Origin of the sequence: Aquimarina aggregata (assembly GCF_001632745.1) — a bacterium.
Classification (GTDB): Bacteria; Bacteroidota; Bacteroidia; order Flavobacteriales; family Flavobacteriaceae; genus Aquimarina; species Aquimarina aggregata.
On the sequence record NZ_LQRT01000002.1, the window covers coordinates 542,633 to 560,986 of the forward strand.

At 31.6% G+C, this 18,354-nt stretch carries 15 protein-coding genes; 9 read left to right on the forward strand and 6 right to left on the reverse strand.

Annotated features, from left to right (window positions below; translation table 11 throughout):
* Window positions 1-114 precede the first annotated feature (114 nt).
* Together AWE51_RS04170 and AWE51_RS04175 are read left to right on the forward strand one after the other, a co-directional pair.
* Complete coding sequence (locus AWE51_RS04170; RefSeq protein ID WP_066309874.1) at window positions 115-1,005, forward strand: CPBP family intramembrane glutamic endopeptidase; 891 nt, start codon at window positions 115-117, stop codon at window positions 1,003-1,005.
* 132 nt (window positions 1,006-1,137) lie between these two features.
* Window positions 1,138-4,359, forward strand: coding sequence for a M14 family zinc carboxypeptidase (locus AWE51_RS04175; RefSeq protein ID WP_066309877.1), 3,222 nt, complete (start codon window positions 1,138-1,140; stop codon window positions 4,357-4,359).
* Between the two features lie 160 nt (window positions 4,360-4,519).
* Here the strand turns inward: AWE51_RS04175 and AWE51_RS04180 are convergent, their stop codons facing one another.
* Complete coding sequence (locus AWE51_RS04180; protein ID WP_066309881.1) at window positions 4,520-5,578, reverse strand: Ig-like domain-containing protein; 1,059 nt, start codon at window positions 5,576-5,578, stop codon at window positions 4,520-4,522.
* 30 nt (window positions 5,579-5,608) lie between these two features.
* On the reverse strand, window positions 5,609-6,718 hold the full coding sequence (locus tag AWE51_RS04185; protein WP_066309884.1) for a hypothetical protein: 1,110 nt from the start codon (window positions 6,716-6,718) through the stop codon (window positions 5,609-5,611).
* A 169-nt stretch (window positions 6,719-6,887) separates the two neighbouring features.
* Between AWE51_RS04185 and AWE51_RS04190 the strand changes: the two genes are divergently transcribed.
* Both AWE51_RS04190 and AWE51_RS04195 read left to right on the forward strand, forming a co-directional pair.
* Window positions 6,888-7,676 (forward strand): helix-turn-helix transcriptional regulator, encoded by a 789-nt coding sequence (locus AWE51_RS04190; protein ID WP_066309885.1) that lies wholly within the window; start codon window positions 6,888-6,890, stop codon window positions 7,674-7,676.
* 121 nt (window positions 7,677-7,797) lie between these two features.
* Window positions 7,798-9,117, forward strand: coding sequence for a S41 family peptidase (locus AWE51_RS04195; protein ID WP_066309887.1), 1,320 nt, complete (start codon window positions 7,798-7,800; stop codon window positions 9,115-9,117).
* 97 nt (window positions 9,118-9,214) lie between these two features.
* On the opposite strand, the gene AWE51_RS04200 is transcribed toward AWE51_RS04195, so the two are convergent.
* The gene (locus AWE51_RS04200) at window positions 9,215-9,424 is read right to left on the reverse strand and encodes a hypothetical protein (RefSeq protein ID WP_066309890.1); all 210 of its coding nucleotides are present in this window, start codon (window positions 9,422-9,424) and stop codon (window positions 9,215-9,217) included.
* 112 nt (window positions 9,425-9,536) lie between these two features.
* On the opposite strand from AWE51_RS04200, the gene AWE51_RS04205 reads away from it, so the two are divergent.
* Complete coding sequence (locus AWE51_RS04205) at window positions 9,537-9,893, forward strand: hypothetical protein (protein ID WP_066309892.1); 357 nt, start codon at window positions 9,537-9,539, stop codon at window positions 9,891-9,893.
* A gap of 376 nt (window positions 9,894-10,269) precedes the next feature.
* On the opposite strand, the gene AWE51_RS04210 is transcribed toward AWE51_RS04205, so the two are convergent.
* Entirely contained in the window at window positions 10,270-11,823 is a 1,554-nt protein-coding gene (locus AWE51_RS04210) for a leucine-rich repeat domain-containing protein (protein ID WP_066309894.1), read from the reverse strand.
* A gap of 555 nt (window positions 11,824-12,378) precedes the next feature.
* Between AWE51_RS04210 and AWE51_RS04215 the strand changes: the two genes are divergently transcribed.
* The 3 genes from AWE51_RS04215 to AWE51_RS04225 all read left to right on the forward strand — a co-directional run bounded on the left by AWE51_RS04215 (window position 12,379) and on the right by AWE51_RS04225 (window position 15,922).
* Complete coding sequence (locus tag AWE51_RS04215) at window positions 12,379-12,762, forward strand: hypothetical protein (RefSeq protein ID WP_147405079.1); 384 nt, start codon at window positions 12,379-12,381, stop codon at window positions 12,760-12,762.
* A 6-nt stretch (window positions 12,763-12,768) separates the two neighbouring features.
* Complete coding sequence (locus AWE51_RS04220) at window positions 12,769-14,379, forward strand: D-arabinono-1,4-lactone oxidase (protein ID WP_066309902.1); 1,611 nt, start codon at window positions 12,769-12,771, stop codon at window positions 14,377-14,379.
* Between the two features lie 91 nt (window positions 14,380-14,470).
* On the forward strand, window positions 14,471-15,922 hold the full coding sequence (locus AWE51_RS04225) for a metallophosphoesterase family protein (protein ID WP_066309904.1): 1,452 nt from the start codon (window positions 14,471-14,473) through the stop codon (window positions 15,920-15,922).
* 63 nt (window positions 15,923-15,985) lie between these two features.
* On the opposite strand, the gene AWE51_RS04230 is transcribed toward AWE51_RS04225, so the two are convergent.
* Both AWE51_RS04230 and AWE51_RS04235 read right to left on the reverse strand, forming a co-directional pair.
* A complete protein-coding gene (locus AWE51_RS04230; RefSeq protein ID WP_066309907.1) occupies window positions 15,986-16,756 on the reverse strand; it encodes an N-acetylmuramoyl-L-alanine amidase in 771 nt (256 codons plus the stop codon).
* Between the two features lie 253 nt (window positions 16,757-17,009).
* Entirely contained in the window at window positions 17,010-17,435 is a 426-nt protein-coding gene (locus AWE51_RS04235) for a DUF4231 domain-containing protein (protein WP_066309909.1), read from the reverse strand.
* A 161-nt stretch (window positions 17,436-17,596) separates the two neighbouring features.
* Here AWE51_RS04235 and AWE51_RS04240 point away from each other — a divergent pair, with 161 nt between their 5' ends.
* Window positions 17,597-18,337, forward strand: coding sequence for a toll/interleukin-1 receptor domain-containing protein (locus AWE51_RS04240; protein WP_066309912.1), 741 nt, complete (start codon window positions 17,597-17,599; stop codon window positions 18,335-18,337).
* The last annotated feature ends 17 nt before the right edge of the window (window positions 18,338-18,354 follow it).

An 18,354-nucleotide genomic window follows, 5' to 3' on the forward strand; every position in this document is an offset into this window, starting at 1 on the left:
AACATAGTTTATAATCAATATATTTTTGATTATGGATTAAAATCATAGGGTTGGTTAAATAAAGTAGGAACTAGTCTCAAACCTCTTTTTCTTCGTTTCAAAATAACAAACATTATGGAACATTTAGAACATAGAGACAGTATGATAATGAAACTAATTTATCATCCAATTTTTAGAATTATCTTGAGTATGGTTATAGTTGTATCAGCAACAGGATTAATCAAAAGTTATATAACAAAACCTTTTTTTAGTTCAATTATTCAATCTGAGACTCTAATTAAGGTATTCGTGACATTACTAGGTACTTTGGTAATGACATTGACCTATTATTTTTTTACTAAATATTATGAAAAAAGAGAAGTAACCGAATTATCCTTTAAGTCATCCTTTCTTGAGCTATTTGGTGGATTTTCGTTAGGTTTAGGGGTAATTGCACTAGAATTCTTTCTTCTTTTTTGTATTGGCAATTACAAAATTCTAGATTTCGAAGGGTTCGATCTTTTAACAGCTCCCTTTACTTTTTTAATTGGGGCAGCAATGCTAGAAGAACTTGTTTTTAGAGGGATTTTGTATAGAATTTTAGAACAATGGAAAGGAACTACCGTCGCTCTTATTGTTTCTGGAGTACTTTTTGAACTTCCACATTTACTAAATCCCAATGTGGCCGTTATAGGATCTATTGGTGGTATTGTATTTGGATTGTTAATGGGGATAATGTTTACCTATACTAAACGAATATGGTTACCATTTTCATTTCATTTGGGATGGAATTTGGCACAACCAATCTTTGGCAGTAATCTAACGGGGCTAGATCAATTTGGTGTGTTGTTTAAGGCAGAGTTTAGTGGATCTGAAATAGTAACAGGTTCGGCTATGGGAATAGAAGATTCTATATTCTCATTAATAACTTTGATTGTTCTTTTTATCGTTTTCTATTTGAAATCAAAGAAAAAAAAGCACTTAGTATCTTATAGAAATGTAAAAGGAAAAGTTTTGGAGGATTAATACATTGGTTTTATGCGTTTTAATTGTACCTAAATTGAAATGTTCATCATTTTATATTATCTTTAGATTTAACTGTTTATTACACATAAATCTAAACCTAATATTAACTCAATTTAAACCACTCTTAAAACCATGAAAAATAGTTTATTGTTAATGCTTTTGGTAACTTTTACCATTAGCATTCCTCTCTTTGCACAACAAAATGATGTAGAACTCGCAAATAAGTATCTAAATTCAAAAGGAGAAGTAATTTTTTCTTTTGTAATAGATAATCACTCAGAACTTAGTACAATAACAAAAGAAGTATCTATAGTTCACTATGATGAAGATACCAAAACGGTTAAAGCAATGGCAACCCAGTCACAATTTAATACGTTTTTACAGAAAAAAATCCCTTTTAATATTACTGTAAAAGATAATGTTACTGGTGAAAGGTTAATGACTTCTGATCTAGGTAATAAAGCAGCTACATTTCCTTTAACGGCATATCCAACCTATGCAGATTATGTGACCATGATGAATGAGTTTGCTACTAACAATCCTACTTTGTGTAAAGTAGAAAATATAGGCGCTACAACAGAAGGTGATAAAGCATTACTTTTTGTGAAACTCTCTGATAATGTAGGAAGTGATGAGCAAGAACCACGAGTTATGTATACATCCTCTATGCACGGTGATGAAATAGCAGGTTACCCTATGATGTTGGATTTGATTGATTATTTATTAACTGCATATAAAGATACAAGTCATCCTAGACATGCTGAGATAAAGACGCTTTTAGACACTAGCGAAGTCTGGATTAATCCTTTAGCCAACCCCGATGGAACGTTTAGAAATAGTGCTAATAATACATCGGTTGCAAATGCTACCCGTGGTAATGCGAATAATGTAGATCTAAATAGAAATTACCCAGATCCAGATGATGGGGCAAATCCAGATGGTAATGCGTACCAAACAGAAACATTAGCGTTTATGAATTTTGCAGCTTCAAAACATTTTGTATTGTCTGCTAATTTTCATGGCGGAATAGAGCTTATTAATTACCCATGGGATACATACGCCGGAGCACATCCAGATGAAGATTATTTTGTACATGTTTCAGAAGAATACAGAGACCTATGTCAATCAAATAGTCCTAATGGTTACTTTGATGATTTAAATAATGGTATTACCAATGGTTATGCTTGGTATGAAGTACAAGGAGGAAGGCAAGATTATCAAATCTATAATCATAAAGGAAGAGAGTTAACGGTTGAATTGTCTAATGCTAAAACACCTCCTGCTAATCAACTGGTAAATTTTTGGAATTATAACAAAGATGCACTCATTGCATTTTTAAAGCAAGTAAACTATGGCCTTACAGGAGTAGTTACAGATGCCATAAGCAATCAACCTATTCAGGCCAAGATTACCATTGTTGGTAAAGAAGGATATGAATCCTGGGTGCCAACAGAATTGCCAGAAGGTGATTATTATAGACCAGTAAAAGCAGGAACATATGATATTTTGTATGAAGCAGAATGTTATCAATCGGTTACCCTTACAGGAGTGACAATCTCTGATTATAGTAGTGTTGTTAAAAATGTTCAATTAACACCAATAGGAGGAGGTGCGCCAACATCACTTGCAGCTTCTAATATAGAATCAACATCTGCTTTGCTTTCATGGCAAGGAACTTCAGGAGCGACATATGATGTGCGATATAGAGTAATAGGTACAGCTAGTTGGACAACTGTTGCGGCTACTACAAATACGTTAGTAGTTAGTGAGTTAGTTGCGTTAACCAATTATGAAGCACAGGTAAGAAGTAATTGTGCTGGAGGCACAAGTTCGCCATATAGTGATTCTATTAACTTTACAACTACTCAAACCCCTGCTTGTACGGGAATTAGTAACTTTCCTTATACCGAAAGTTTCGAATCGGGTTTAGGTGAATGGAGTAATGCCACAGATGATGATATAAACTGGACTAGAGATTCAGGAGGAACTCCTTCAACTTCAACAGGACCTACTAATGGTCAAGACGGTGCTTTTTATTTATTTACAGAAGCCTCTGGTAATGCAAGTCCAAATAAAATAGCATTGCTCAACAGTCCTTGTGTTGATTTATCCGGACTTAGTTCAGTTTCCTTAGAGTTTGGTTATCATATGTACGGTGCAAATATGGGAACTATGGAGGTGTTATTAAGTACTACGGATGGTGCTTCATATACATCGGTATGGACTAAGAGTGGAGATCTAGGCAATACCTGGAATCAAGCCATTATTGATCTTACAGCATATGCAGGATCTGTAATTAAATTACAATTTAAAGGTACTACGGGAACAAGTTTTAGAAGTGATATGGCTATAGATAATATCAAAATATTTTCTTCAACTCCAGATACAGAAGCTCCTACTGCACCTACAAACCTTGTATCATCATCTGTAACCGCAACTGGAGTTAGTTTATCATGGAATGCGTCTACAGATAATGTGGGAGTATCCGGATATGAAATATACCAAGGAACAACTTTATTAACTACAGAAGTTAATTTGAATAGTGTTGTAACAGGATTAGCACCAAATACATCATATACTTTTTCTGTAGTTGCCAAAGATGCGGCCGGAAATAGTTCTACTGCTAGTAATACAGTTACTATAACAACATTAGACCAAACGATATCATATTGTGATAGTAAGGGGAACAATTCAAACTTTGAATATATAGATTATGTAGGTTTAGGTGGAATAACTAATACTACTGGTGCAAATTCTGGATATGCCGATTTTACTAGCCAAGTTGGTAACTTGCCATATGGAGAAAATACGATAACACTTAGTGTAGGTTTTGCCAATACGACTTATAATGAATTCTGGAATGTTTGGATAGATTATAATCAGAATGGAGTTTTTGAAAGTACAGAACTAATTGTATCTGCTTCTACTCAAAATGATGCAAATCTAGATTATAATTTTACTGTTCCTACTACTGCATTATCCGGAAACACAAGAATGAGAGTCGCTATGAAATATAATGCAGCGTCAACTCCTTGCGAAACTTTTGCATATGGAGAAGTTGAAGACTATACTCTAAATATAGGCGCTCCAGCAGTGGCAAAAAGTAACGATATAAATACCTTAAATAAGGTAATTTTATATCCAAATCCAGTAAAGGAAGGATTCTTATTTATTAGTGGATTGTCATCTAAAAATATATCTTACAAAATTATAAGTTATACAGGTCAAACTGTGATGAATCGTAACTTACTAGAAGATAGGATTGATGTAAGTGGATTAGCTTTGGGAATGTATATTTTAGAAATTAATACCGAACAAGAAAGCATCACAAAAGGATTTATTATTACCAAGTAATAGAAATCTATTTAGTAAATGAAGTTGTCCAAAAAATAATGTATCTATGTCAAACTGTGCCTGTCGAAGTTTTTAAAACTAGGATTTTCAAAATGTCTTCGACAGGCTTAGACTGATAATTCGAATTTCTTGATACTTTTTGGCCAACTTCTTTTTGATTTTAATGTATATTAAATTCTAAAATGTACTCTGTATTTTTATGAACTAACTGATCTTTATCATCAATTTTGTTATCAAACAATTGTTTTAAATTATTCCCGGCAAGATCTTCTATACGTGTATTAAAAAAGATGCGATACTTTCCTTTACTCCAAATATCTGTAGGCTTAAAAATTAATGTTTTTTCATTGTTTGTAAATTTCCAATTACCAAAAACTTCCTTATTATCAGCGTCTAAGATGATAATACTCCCCAAAACACTTCCATAATCCAAAGGTTCATTACTATGCATGATAAGATCATTAGTAGATGTTTCGGGAGATACTATTTCCCATAAATTAATATCAGGTTTTTTGCGATCATCTTCGGTAATTTGAAAAGAATGTATAAAATCGTTAGACATAGAAACACCTTGTTTGTCTTTTAGTGTTTTTAGGACAATTAATTTGTATGATTTTCCTGGCTGAAAAACGGAACCTAATTGTTGATTTGGTATCAACCCACGTTTTTGCCGACCAGGTTCTATCCACAAGGTTAAAAGTCTTCCATCGGTATTTACAAGGGCATTTTCTATGTTCAGAAAAGTGCGTGAAAGTGTATCTCCATCTTGATTTAGTATACGTATATGATTGTATACATTAGTTTCATTTATGGGATTAGCAAACTTTATATACCATTTTAATACATTTGAAGGTAACTTTTTTGAAGAAGGGTAAATATCAGTTATTGTTTGAAGTTCATAAGATTTAGGAAGATCTAAAGAAAAATGTGTAATATGATTATTGTAGATAACAGTATAATCTTGATGTAACCCCAAAGGCACAAGAGGTATAAAGCGTAATATGGTATCATTAGTTATGACCTCACCAAGTATAGCATTGGCATTCTCAGTTTCTTCGACACTAATTTGACCACGATATAAATTAAATGTATTTGATTCATTTAAATTTCGCTTAACGGTAACACTATATCTGTTAAAAGCAAAGTCAGTACCAGTTTGGCTATTTCCTAAGTGTATAGAAAAGAGCCAAACTACTACAACAATAATACTTTTCTTCATAATACCTCAATATTGATCTCTTCGGCAATACTACTTGAACCACCAATTGCTACCCACTTTTAGAGCAAGATTTCCGCTCGATTCTCTTTGAATCATTAAAAAACCTATATCTTTTAAAGTATCTAACTGTTGCACATTTACATATGGAAGATTTACATATGCTACACCGGCAGAAGCTCCTTTTTTAGTGACAGGAGTAGTCAGTTCTTCATTGTAAGATTCTAGATCAGTAAAATCTAATTTCATAAGAGGTCTGTTGGTATTTGCTATCAAAAGATAACGTTTGTCTTCATTTTTGACCTCTATAATGTCGACAGGAGTATTTCCATTTCCCAATTCAGCAATTGTTCTTCCCTTATTATGGGTTCCAGGTTTAATCTTATCCATTGGGAAAACCACTAATGGGGTACAAGTATACCCTGCAATAATTGCTTTACTACCTTTAACTGTTGTTGGGATAAATGTTTTAATAGGAGCATGGGTTTCATATTGCCCATGAGCTGCATGATATATTTCTAAGGATGTCTGATTTTGTTTGTTATTAAAAGGAAAATCAATAGCTCTAAAGGTTGAAGCAAATTCTTTATTGCTTAAACCTGATAAAAAGATTTTACCCGAATTGTATTTCATCTCTGCGACCGCCCATTTGCGAAGTTCTCGACCTCTTTTATCTTTAGCATCAATAGCAACGGGATCGGTTAATGATAATTTACTATGTGAAATAGTCTCTAACGACACTTTTTTTAGAGTATTATTTTCGACTCTAAATAATACTGCATTACCAGAACTATGATGAACAGAGATGTAAATATTATTGTTTTCTGGATTTACAGCCATATCTGTAATTTGAACTTCGTCTGTTCCTGCACCTAGCATATCTGCGATGAGTTTATCCAGAAGATCAATTTTAACTTTACTGTTGTCTGTTTTTGGATCTTTGCTAACATCAATTGCTATTATTTGTGCAGATTTACTATCCCCAATAAACAGTATGTTTTCTGGTCCAAATGTCATTACATTTATAGATGTGATTTCAGGATTTCCAATTTCAAAATTCGCCTTTAAGGAGCTGTTTTTTTCATTTGCATTTATACAAAAGGAAAGGGTCAAAGAAAGCGCTAAAGTGACTAATGTTTTCATGATGTGTGATTTATAGAATGATCATTGGCTCTAAATGTAATTAAAAAGTAGTATGAGCACAGTTAAAAAAATGCCAATATGAGTTAGGTTTTACAAAGACTTAGTACTGGCATTATATTTGTTGAAAAATAGTAGTAGTTTTATAATTACTATCCAGAAAAGTATCAACATGATTGCATTAAAAACAAAAGAGTTTTTAGGTAAAACAACAGAACAGTTTTCTTTTGGAGAATATGATATTTCTATGGTAAACTACCTTCAACCGGTATCAGAGGATTGGCATTCTCATGAAAAATATCATCTTTCTTTGGTGTTACAAGGGGGAAATTTAGAGTCACGAAAAGGACAGGATATTCAAATTCTACCGGGTAGTATTGTGCTTTATGATAAGGAAATTGTACATCGTAATAGACATACAGCATTTCCTTCAAAAAATTTAAACATAGAAATTGATGATGATTTCTTTGCGAAAAATGAGCTCTCTACTTCGGATTTTCAAAATTCGATTGTTAAAAATGTAGAGGTTCAATTTGGGCTATTAAAAATATATAAAGAGTTACATATAAATGATGTTTCCTCGGCAGCATCAATACATACATCCTTACTTACGCTATTTTCTGATTATAATTCCGTTTTAAATCAAAGACCACCTTGGGTGGATAAAATTAGAGAAATACTATGCGATCGCTGGGATGAATTCATTACGCTTAATGAACTCTCTAATGAGCTTAATGTGCACCCGGTTACGATTTCAAAATACTTTTCAAAATATTTTAAGTGTTCTTTTGGTGAGTATATGCGAAGAATTAAAATAGAAAAGGCCATTTTGTATTTAAAGCATACTGATAAATCTTTAACCGAAATTACTTTTCTATGTGGTTTTTCTGATCAAAGCCATTTTTCAAAAATATTTAAACAAAACACGGGATTTAAACCTAATGAGTTTAAACATTTATAGAAGTTTTTTGTGATACGCTAATTTCATCCTATTTTTTAACTGATTTTCTTTATTAATTTACAATTCAAATAAAAGTAATAGATTTCAATATCAGGATATTAGTAATCATTCATCACAATTCATGAAACAAACAGTCAATTTGAAAAGTATAATAGTAATCGCATTTCTTTTCACAACAACATTATTTTTTGCGCAGTCTAATAATGACATAGTCAAACAAGTTCAGGGTTTATTAGAAGAGAATTATATTTTCTTAGATAAAGCCAAAGAAACTAATGCACATTTAAATCAGCTTATCAAAAAAGGATATTTTGAGAATAAAGAACCTTTAGATTTTGCCACTTCACTTACCAAAGAGTTAAGAAAAATAACGAAGGATAAACATCTTAGATTTTCCGCTCCGAATAGAGATAGAACCTCTAAAAACAAAGAGAACTCATTTACAAATTATTTATCTCGTTATAGATCACCGATGCTAAGAGGGTTTCAATTAATGGATTCAAACATTGGTTATATTGATCTTGCTTTTTTTGGTGGAGCCGAAATACACTTGGCTAAGATAGACGTGGCTATGAAAGCTATGGAAGCTGCAGATGCAATCATTATTGATATGAGAAGAAATACGGGGGGTAGTCCGACTACAGTTAATTACTTGTCTAGTTATTTTTTTAGCGAAAAATTATTATTAAACACTATATATTCTAGAGCAAACGATCACTCAGAAGAAATGTGGGTTACAGATGTAAAAGGGGTAAAGAGACCAAAGGTTCCAGTATATATTTTAACTAGCCAATCAACTTTTTCTGGAGCCGAAGACTTTTCATATACCATGCAAAGTAGAGGTAGAGCTACGGTTATAGGTGAGATAACTGGAGGTGGAGCACACCCCACCCGCGGTTTTCCACTTGATAAAGGTTATACTATCGGTATCCCATTTGCAAGAACGATTAATCCTGTAACCAAAACGAATTGGGAAGGTGTTGGGGTGCAACCAGATATAAAAATACCTGCAAAGAATGCTAAGGAAAAAGCCAAAGAATTGGCTTTGATAAAATCTAAGGAATACAAAGATTCAATGTTTAAACCTTTAGAAAAAGCATTATTGACTTTAGAAAAAGAAAAAATCACAAAGGAAAAAGAAGATAAGATAACAAAACAATTTGAAGTATTAGTCAAAAGTAATATGCTAGATGAAGGAGGCATAAATAGTTTAGGATATGCCTATATTCAACAAAAAAAGACTACAGTCGCCTCGACTATTTTTAAAGTAAATACAATATTGTTTCCTGACTCTGCAAATACATGGGATAGTTTAGCAGAAAGCTATTTAGAATTAAATAATAAAGAAAAGGCAATTAAATATTATAATAAGGCAATTAAGATGGATCCCGAAGGTGATACTGGTAGTAATGCCAAAAGAATGTTGAAGAGTATAAAATAATTACTGTTATAGCTTTTTTTTTAAAATAAGTCGAGAGACTTATTCATTTTAAGTGTGCTTTAAAAAATAGGCCACATAGGTATACAACCTGTGTGGCCTATTTTTCTTTATAATCAATAATATCTTTTATATCCACATCCATATAATCGGCAATTTTTTGTAGTCGTTCAAAATCTTTTAACAAGTCTTTTTTCTTAACGACATAATCTCCCGCTTGCGGACTAACGCCAAGAACTTTTGAAATTCCATACACCGTTTTTGCTCCTTTACTTTTTTTAAGGAGTTTTTTTAGTTTTCTGTTAACCATAGTAAAATATGTAAAAAGGAATCAAATATACAAATAAATTTTTATTAAAAAAATATTTGATTATTCAAACATTATATGTATATTCGTGAAATACTAATTCAAATCATCGACTATGAAACTTTTATTGGCAACTTTGGCTTTATGCGCAACTTTAGGAAACGCAGCTCCTTCTTTTACAGGAGACAGTATTATTAAGGAGAAGAATGAAAAGAATGACAAAAAGAAGAAATCTGATGACAGATCATCTAAGAATAAAAACATGCATTCTGTTAAGAAATGGAGAATGACTGTTGAATACACTAATGGAAGTGTGATTTCTAAAACAATAATAGTTGCTAAGAATTCAGAATTAAGTGCTTTAGAAACAGCGTTTAAAGAAGCTGATAAGTATTTAAAAAGAAAGAATAATGTGAAAAATTACAGTATATCACCTGTTACAAATGATTATGTTCTTCTAGCGGGAGACTAAAAAGTATTATCAATACCCTGAACTAACCTATGTTATTAAGAAAGGTCATAAATCTAATTTATGACCTTTCTTTTTTTTTGATCGTAAAAAAGTACACTTATACGTGTGTTTATAATAACAGAAAGCAGAAATGGATCATCGAGATGGGGTATTTTTCTGATAGTTAATTACAGTATTTTTGTATTTATACAAACATTTAACCTTTGAAATCATAGATAGTTTAAATAGGCCTTAAAAAAAATCCTTGTTATTATTAAGGATTGTAGAGTAGTATGCGTGAACAATCTGATTTAGAAAAGAGACATTCTACATAACTATAAAAAAAACCTCTAGTATTCTTTACTAGAGGTTTTAAATTTTTCTGTTCTATAAATTATTACATACAACTGGTTGCTGCATCTTTATTGATAGTGGTATCAGCGTCTGCTAAATCACAAATAACTTGCGGTATACTTATTAAAGATGTATTATTTGTAATATTTAGTTCTGTAAGATTTGATAAGTTAGCAATCTGCGTAGGTAAAGAAGTCAATGAATTACTATCTAAGAATAGTTTTGATAAGTTCGTTAGGTTTCCAATTCCAGTTGGTACCGTTGAAATGGTATTTCCAGACAAATACAGCTCTGTAAGATCTGTAAGCCCTAGTACTTGTGTTGGAAAAGAACTTAAGTCTGCATTGGATAGATTTAAGAAAGTAAGATTACTTAAATTACCAATTTCTGTTGGTATAGGATAATTAGCTCCTATTAAACTTAATCGTGTAAGATTATCTAAGTTACCTATTTCAGATGGTAAACCTGTAAGATCAAAATTCTGACTTAAATTTAAACTAATAAGATTATTTAGATTACCAATAGTTGAAGGTATCGTAGTAATATCCGTATTAAATAAATCTAAAAATTCTAGATTGGTTAGTGTTCCTATCTGAGCTGGTATAGATTTTAGCGGGTTATTACTTAGAAGGAATTGAGTTAATGTTTGCGATAAATTACTAATTTCTGCAGGAATGGACTCTATACCGTTATTTTGCAAATACAATAAACTTAACATTGATAAATCTCCTATTTGCGAAGGAAGAACAGTAAGTCCTTTAGCAGTAAGTGTCAATGCAGTAACTCTATCATTTTCAGAATTTACGCCTTCATAGGTGCTAATGTCTAAATTATTAAAATCCCAACTTAATGTATTACCAGGATTAGCATCATATATAGCCTTTAACGTTGCATAATCTGATTCGTTTCTCGTAACAGTAACTGTATAACTTGTTGTACTATTATCCTGAGCACTAACTTCAAAGTTTACTGCAGACGAAAAATCTATTGCCGTATTTGATGATGGAGTAGAGGATGCACCGTCTGATAATTCGATTGTTGGAATAAGTGCCGTTATCGCAGCACCGAATGGCACATTTAAAGTTATAGTTTTATTACTTTCATCTATCGTACCATCTATATCTTCTTTAACAGAAGGATTCATGTCTACTGTAAATGAGAACGCTGTAATTCTTTTTTCAGAATTTTGTGCATTCGTTATTGTAACAGTATACGTTGCTTCGGTTCCGTCTTCTGCGGTTACTGTAAACGTAACTGGAGAAGCAAAATTCCTTGGCATACCACTATCTGGAGAAATCTGAGCTTTATCAGATATCGTAATACTAGGAGCTAAAGACGTTAAACTAATTCCAAATGGAACTACCAAATCAATAGTCTTATTATCTTCATTTATTGTTCCCGTAATATTTTGACTCAAGGTGGCATTGTTCGCCGTAGCTAATAAAAAGCTCGTTATCCTTTTATCACTACTTTTTAATTCTTCTCCACTAGTATCATCTCCGCCACTACTACAAGATGTAAGTAATACAGATAAAAATAATAGTATGAAAGCTGACTTAGAGAATATATCTCTTGATTCCAATTCAAGTCTCCTCATAATAAAAATTAGGTTAAGTTGAGGCAAAAATAGTTAAATTTTGTTAAAATGCAATTTTTAAGACTATCAATATTACGAAACCCCTTAATTTTTCGGTAGATATGAAATAATTAATCGTGATTTTTTGCAATATAAAAATCAAGAAAATATATGAATTGTTAATAAAAAAATATATTCTTCTACTTTTAAATGATCAAATTTTAGGTTTGATTAACATTATGTTGAATTGGAATTAGATTAAAATTGTAATGTAAGGGTGAAAACCCCTAATTTTTAAAAGTTATATACCCCAATTATTTTGGTGATTAATTTAACTATACGTATGTTAAATTTTATTTATAACTTCTCTATACCCTTGTTTTTATTATACCTAACAAGAAGTGAAAAATATAAGTTAAGCTTAATTAGGTCAATTTTAAAAATTCTATTTCTATTTTCGAATAATAATAATTAAATTTAAACTCCTCTAATTGTCATAATGCCCTCATAGCTTTATTAATCTGATTACCAATAGCTTTAATGTGTAAAAACATGAAGTTGTTTAAAATATTTGTTATGACAATATTTTCTAAAAATATAGTACACAAAATACTATTAATCTGTGGTATTATTTTGTTATTTAATTCATGTTACTCTGTAAGACTTGTTAGTACCAATGGTGCGCCAATGCCATGTCAAACCGGGGTAGATGTTGAATGTCCTGAAGGATTGGGGAATTACTACAGAGATAAAAGAGTCATCGTTATTGATACGGTTATAAAAACCGGAGCGGCTGTTGATGACGCAACGATGCGAATACAAAGATTGGGGTGTGAGAGTGGAAAAATATTTTCTGTAGAGTATAAAAATACTCTGGGAGGGTCTCTTTTATATATCGCAACCTTTGGAAGCAAGCGAAAAGTAAAAATCAAATACGTCTGTATGAAACCAGAAAATTAATAAATTATGGCAAATACTACTTCTCATCACATATCACACTGGGATACACTACATAATAATGGCCCTTTTCCATTAAAGCTATTACAAAAAACAAAATTAGAAGGAAAAGCTAATATGCCTTCTGAAATTGATAGGTATAATGATGCTGCCGCTGAAATTCGTCATCTTTTACAAGATGCATTGGATAACAATGAGGGTTTTAGAGCATATGGAGCGCGTTGGTCGATGTCTAGTATAGCACATCAAAAAGATAGAATGCACTATAATGTTTTTATGAATTTAGATTTACAAATCTCTTCAAGAGATCTTCATCATCAAACGGTTTATGAACAATCTAATATATTCTTTTTTGAATGTGGTAATACTATAAAAGAAATTTCTCAGGCGTTAGGAGCACATGGCAAATCCTTAAAAACTAGTGGTGCAAGTAATGGGCAAACCATTGCGGGTTGTATTGGTACCGGTGTTCATGGATCTGCTCTTGATGTCGGATCAGTTCAGGACTATGTTATTGGTCTTAATTTAATTTTAGGGCCTAAGCCTGAAGATATTGTATATATAGAAAGACATACCAAACCAGCTTTAAATGATGCCTTTGCAGATAAAATTAAAGCAAGAATTATTCGTAATGATGGATTGTTTAATGCAGCATTGGTAGGATTGGGCTCATTCGGATTTATACATGGCGTAACCATTGAAGCAGAAGATCAATTTTTATTAAAAAGATATGTAAGAAAAATAGATAAGAATACAGCTTTGAGACTTGCTACAACAATGGATTTTGCAAACTCAGATTTTAAAATTGATAACGAAGTTGATGCAAACGGAAGAGGAAAAAGACCATATCATTACAAAGTTTTTATTAATCCTTATACGTCAGAGGATACATATGTTATTGAGGCTATGTATAAAAAGACGTACACAAATAATTACCCTGATCCTTTTACTACAATTGAAAAATCAGTTTATAAGGATCTAATTCATCTTTTGATAAAAATAAGCGAACGATTTCCAAAAAAAATACCTTGGTTTATAAAACGATTACAAAAACAAATTTTACCCGATGTAGATGAAGAATCGTTAGGAACACTTTATGAAACCTTTTGGGATGCACCATACCAAGGACCAGCTTTTGCCTGTTCTTTTGGAGTTGATCATAAAGATTCAAAGAAAGCATTGCAATTATTAGTTGATTTAACAAACAATGAAGGTCCCATTCCTGGTATTTATGCAATGAGATTTGTCAAGAAAACAGAAGCTACACTGGGATTCACAAAATTCCCGATTACCTGTATGATAGAAATTGATGGCGTATTATGGAAAAAAAGTAATCAATTAATGAGTTTAAAAGAATTCTCGCGCAGAATGATTCAGGTATTACAACAAAATAGTATTGATTTTACAATACATTGGGGAAAAAATTCGGATTGGGGATTCCCTAATTTAGTAAAAGACATGTATGGCGCCAAAGCTGATGAATGGAAGAATTACAGAGAAAACCTGTTGTCTAAAGAGATGTTAAACGTGTTTTCTAATGATTTTTTGAAAACAATAAAGCTATATGATGCCTCAAACACCAATGTCGTAGATGAAGAACTAATTGCATCGATAACATAAAAAAGGTTAGGTGTAATTTTAATAGGAAATTAAGCGTACAGTAGTATAATAATTCATTTTATATATAACAGACTTTTAAATCCTTTTAATTATGAATCAAATCAAGTTTAGCCAAGACCAGCAAGAGTTTTTAAAAGAAATGGAGAAGAAATTATCTTCACATTTTGATCAGAATTTATCAAAAGATATTATTTCTAAGATTCCTCAATTTTGGGAATTTCTAATTGGTTGTGAAAAGTCTCTAAATGATCGTCATTTTCCTTTAGAAAAAGATAGATATGATAAAGAGTATGGATTTGCTCTGTATTTGCTTAATCATGAAATTCCTTCTTCTCTAACAAATTTATTGAAAAGGATGTATAAAATGCCAGATAGTAGCATTGATTTTGATAAACTGATCAAAGATATAGAAGATGAAGGTTGGTTAAGTGGAGATGGAAGTTTGTATGCTATTTCTAAATATGCAGCATTGGATCCAGGGTGGTTTATTTCACTTCTGGATTATTTATGGTATAAATATTTGGATCCAAAAGGAGTTCATGATTTTAAAGAAGCTAATATTATTATACCGGCTCATTCTGAACCATTACCTACAAACATTTCTATTGCGGTTATAGGTGATTGGGGAACCGGCGTTTGGGAAGATGGGAATGAAAAGTATTGTCCTGCTCAGTTGGTAATTGATGGCCTTAAAAATTTAGAAAAGCAGCCGGATATCATTATTCACTTGGGCGATGTTTATTATGCTGGTACAGAAAATGAAGAATTAAAAAACTTTGTAAATATGTTGCCAGATGAGTATAAGAATAAGGTATTTACATTAAATAGTAACCATGAGATGTATAATGGTGCTAATGGATATTTTAATGAAGCCTTGAGCTCATCTTTTTTAACACAACAATCAGAAACTAGTTATTTTGCCATAGAGATAAATGATTGGATAATTGTTGCCTTAGATTCTGCATATTATGATGAGAGTAATTTGTACCTAAAAGGGGCGTTGACTAATTCTAAAGTACAGAATAACTCTCAAATAAAGTTTTTGACCGAAATGGCCAATAAACAAAAACAATTGATCCTAATGACCCATCACAATGGTATCACATATGATGCCAGTGAACTTAATAACCCGTTATGGGATCAGGTTATTGGCGCACTAGGAGGTGCAGCTCCAGATGTATGGTATTGGGGACATATTCATAATGGAATTGTTTATAAAGAAGATCTTGATATTACTAATAGTTATAAAACAATAGGTGGTAATCCTTCCAAACTTCGTTGTTGTGGCCATGCAGCTATACCCTTTGGTAATGCTTCTGGTTTAAATGTAGATGGAAAAGTAATAGACGATGTTTTATACTATGCGCATACCCCTATGAATGCCCCAAATCCTGATCCAACTCAAAAATTAAGAGTTTTAAACGGTTTCGCAATCCTAGAGATTAATAATAAAGAACTTTTTGAAACCTTTTATGAAGTATCAAATACTAGCAGAACACCAATAAAAAAATGGTCGTCTGTACCAGATGCAGTAAATATATAGTATGTTAAACTATTAAATTTTAAACGCCTATACTTAATATAACTAAAAAGTATAGGTGTTTTTTTAGTTATTTACGGCATCAATAAGTCTGTCCCAATCAAAAGCTTCTCCTATATCCCATTTACCTGATTTTCTAAAATTTACATGGGATACAATACCATTAAAATTCTCAATTTCACTTTTGCCTAAAGTTTCATATCTTCTATTTGGTGGTAAAAACTCACGTGGAATATTATACGCATTGGTTAGATATTTTAATAATACTGCCAGGCTCTTATATTGATTTTGTGTGAATGTTGCAAAATATTGCTCACCTCTAAAAGGAGTATTAAGTTTAGTATAAAAACGCGTATCTTGTTTACTGCAATACACATCAGAATCTGAATATGAAGACACCAGATTTGGGCCGTTTTCTCTTAAAAAACCAATATTAGAAAGCTCTATACCTATCGTTTGCTTACTCATAATAGTATTGCCTCCAACAGCACCTCTTCCTAAATGATATGACCAAAATCCAGAAGACCATAATTTTAATATGGTTCCGTCACGAGCAATTACAAAAGGAGTAGAAACATGGTTAGAAGGCATTGTAAGTTGGGCCATATCTCCTTTTAGATAACCAGCAGTAAAATGCAAGACAATTTTATTTTTAGTGACGGTCTCTTTATAATAAAAAGAATCATCATTATTTTCTCGCACGCAATCCAAATAATCCATTGTGCCTCCATCACCAGTTGCTATGGATTCGGGAGTTAATATAAATTGCTTTTCTAAAGAGTCCCTACCATTTTTTAAAAATGATTTTTCATGCGCTGGAATACTTGATGCTTTCATTTACTTTTTATTTAATGTTATATAATTACGTATCAAGAGCTACTTAAGAAAATAAGCTTTGATTTTTAATTTATTAGATGTTTACTAGGTAAAAAATCTAATCTAAATAGTAATAGTGGGGAGTTTTTTGTTCGAAAGAACACAGCTTAAAAAATTTACTAAATAAATATACTAAAAATACTAGTGCTAATATAGCGTTACCGCTGAAATTATTGTATGAAATTTTTATTAAAAAAAATGAAAAGACAGGTATTTAAACATCTTCTTTCATGATATCACTCCATGTAGAATTTTCAGAACTAATTAAAGCTTCAACACGTCCTACAAATACATTAAAGTAGTTTTTTTCATCTTTATAGTGTCCAGAGCGGGTAAGATACATGAATTTTTCATGTTTTAATGATTCAGATGTTGTACGATACTTAACCCATTTCTCATGATATTTGACTAATGCAGAAATTCCTGCAAGTATAGCAACTAACATACCAAGAGAACCAATAACATAATTTATGTAATCGGGCCCATTTTTTGAGAAACCAGAAAAGAATGGAATAAGAGAAGAAAAAACTATTACGCAACCTTGTATTGTAAAATGCAGCTTTTTATTTTTTGCACTTTTTTTGTCATACCACCGTATTTGGACTTCAACTCTTTCCTTTAAATATTCATCTTCGTGCATCTATTTTTATTTTTGTCAAAATTGAAGTTAAATTTAGTAATCTTAATTGTTATAGTATAAATTCAACATACATTTTTTAATAAAGAGTATATACTTATGTGTAATTTTTATTTAATTCGCTTAATATTAACCTTCATTGTATTTCAACCCTTAAAACCGATATGAAGAGAGACGGAGTTTTTATTAGTTATAGTAAAAAAGATGTTAAATGGTTAGACTATTTAAGAGTACATCTAAGCTTTTTAGAACGTGAGTATAAGCTTACTATTTGGGAAGATTCAAAGATAGAAGTAGGAGCAGAGTGGCGTACAGAAATAAATAAAGCTATAAGTGCTACTAAAGTTGCCATTTTAATGGTTAGTGCTAATTTTCTATCGTCAGAATTTATAAATAATGAAGAGCTGCCAGCCCTTTTGGCTGCGGCTAAAGAAGAAGGAGCTCATATTTTTCCGATCATTGTGAGCCATTGTATGTTTTCAGATATAGAAGCCATCTCTAAGTTTCAAACCATTAACCCACCTACGAAACCATTAACTGTAATGGATGAGGGACAGATTGATGCTCTTTTTGTTAAAGTCACAAGAGAAGTAAAGCGAGTTTTATCTTCGGATACCGTAACGCCACATAACCATAATATTCCAACATCTATAGATGTTTTAAAAGCATCTTTCATAAGGGTAAAGGTTATGAATATTCTTTTTAGTAAAACTGAAAATATAGATGGATTATCAATAAAAGAAATCTATACCTTGTCTAATATAGATAAACGCAAAGAAGTTATTCGTGTAATACACGAATTAGAAGCATTACAAATATTAGATAAGAGCAAGAAAGGTAATATAACCTATTATAAACTAACATCTTTAGGGCACAATTTTATTTCTGAGCATGCACTATTATAGTTCGATTTAAATACTTG

What these genes read in the sequence shown, in the direction of transcription:
- AWE51_RS04170 (WP_066309874.1), top strand. Translation starts at nt 115, where the DNA reads ATGGAACATTTAGAACATAGAGACAGTATGATAATGAAACTAATTTAT.
- AWE51_RS04175 (WP_066309877.1), top strand. Translation starts at nt 1,138, where the DNA reads ATGAAAAATAGTTTATTGTTAATGCTTTTGGTAACTTTTACCATTAGC.
- AWE51_RS04180 (WP_066309881.1), bottom strand. Translation starts at nt 5,578, where the DNA reads ATGAAGAAAAGTATTATTGTTGTAGTAGTTTGGCTCTTTTCTATACAC.
- AWE51_RS04185 (WP_066309884.1), bottom strand. Translation starts at nt 6,718, where the DNA reads ATGAAAACATTAGTCACTTTAGCGCTTTCTTTGACCCTTTCCTTTTGT.
- AWE51_RS04190 (WP_066309885.1), top strand. Translation starts at nt 6,888, where the DNA reads ATGATTGCATTAAAAACAAAAGAGTTTTTAGGTAAAACAACAGAACAG.
- AWE51_RS04195 (WP_066309887.1), top strand. Translation starts at nt 7,798, where the DNA reads ATGAAACAAACAGTCAATTTGAAAAGTATAATAGTAATCGCATTTCTT.
- AWE51_RS04200 (WP_066309890.1), bottom strand. Translation starts at nt 9,424, where the DNA reads ATGGTTAACAGAAAACTAAAAAAACTCCTTAAAAAAAGTAAAGGAGCA.
- AWE51_RS04205 (WP_066309892.1), top strand. Translation starts at nt 9,537, where the DNA reads ATGAAACTTTTATTGGCAACTTTGGCTTTATGCGCAACTTTAGGAAAC.
- AWE51_RS04210 (WP_066309894.1), bottom strand. Translation starts at nt 11,823, where the DNA reads ATGAGGAGACTTGAATTGGAATCAAGAGATATATTCTCTAAGTCAGCT.
- AWE51_RS04215 (WP_147405079.1), top strand. Translation starts at nt 12,379, where the DNA reads ATGACAATATTTTCTAAAAATATAGTACACAAAATACTATTAATCTGT.
- AWE51_RS04220 (WP_066309902.1), top strand. Translation starts at nt 12,769, where the DNA reads ATGGCAAATACTACTTCTCATCACATATCACACTGGGATACACTACAT.
- AWE51_RS04225 (WP_066309904.1), top strand. Translation starts at nt 14,471, where the DNA reads ATGAATCAAATCAAGTTTAGCCAAGACCAGCAAGAGTTTTTAAAAGAA.
- AWE51_RS04230 (WP_066309907.1), bottom strand. Translation starts at nt 16,756, where the DNA reads ATGAAAGCATCAAGTATTCCAGCGCATGAAAAATCATTTTTAAAAAAT.
- AWE51_RS04235 (WP_066309909.1), bottom strand. Translation starts at nt 17,435, where the DNA reads ATGCACGAAGATGAATATTTAAAGGAAAGAGTTGAAGTCCAAATACGG.
- AWE51_RS04240 (WP_066309912.1), top strand. Translation starts at nt 17,597, where the DNA reads ATGAAGAGAGACGGAGTTTTTATTAGTTATAGTAAAAAAGATGTTAAA.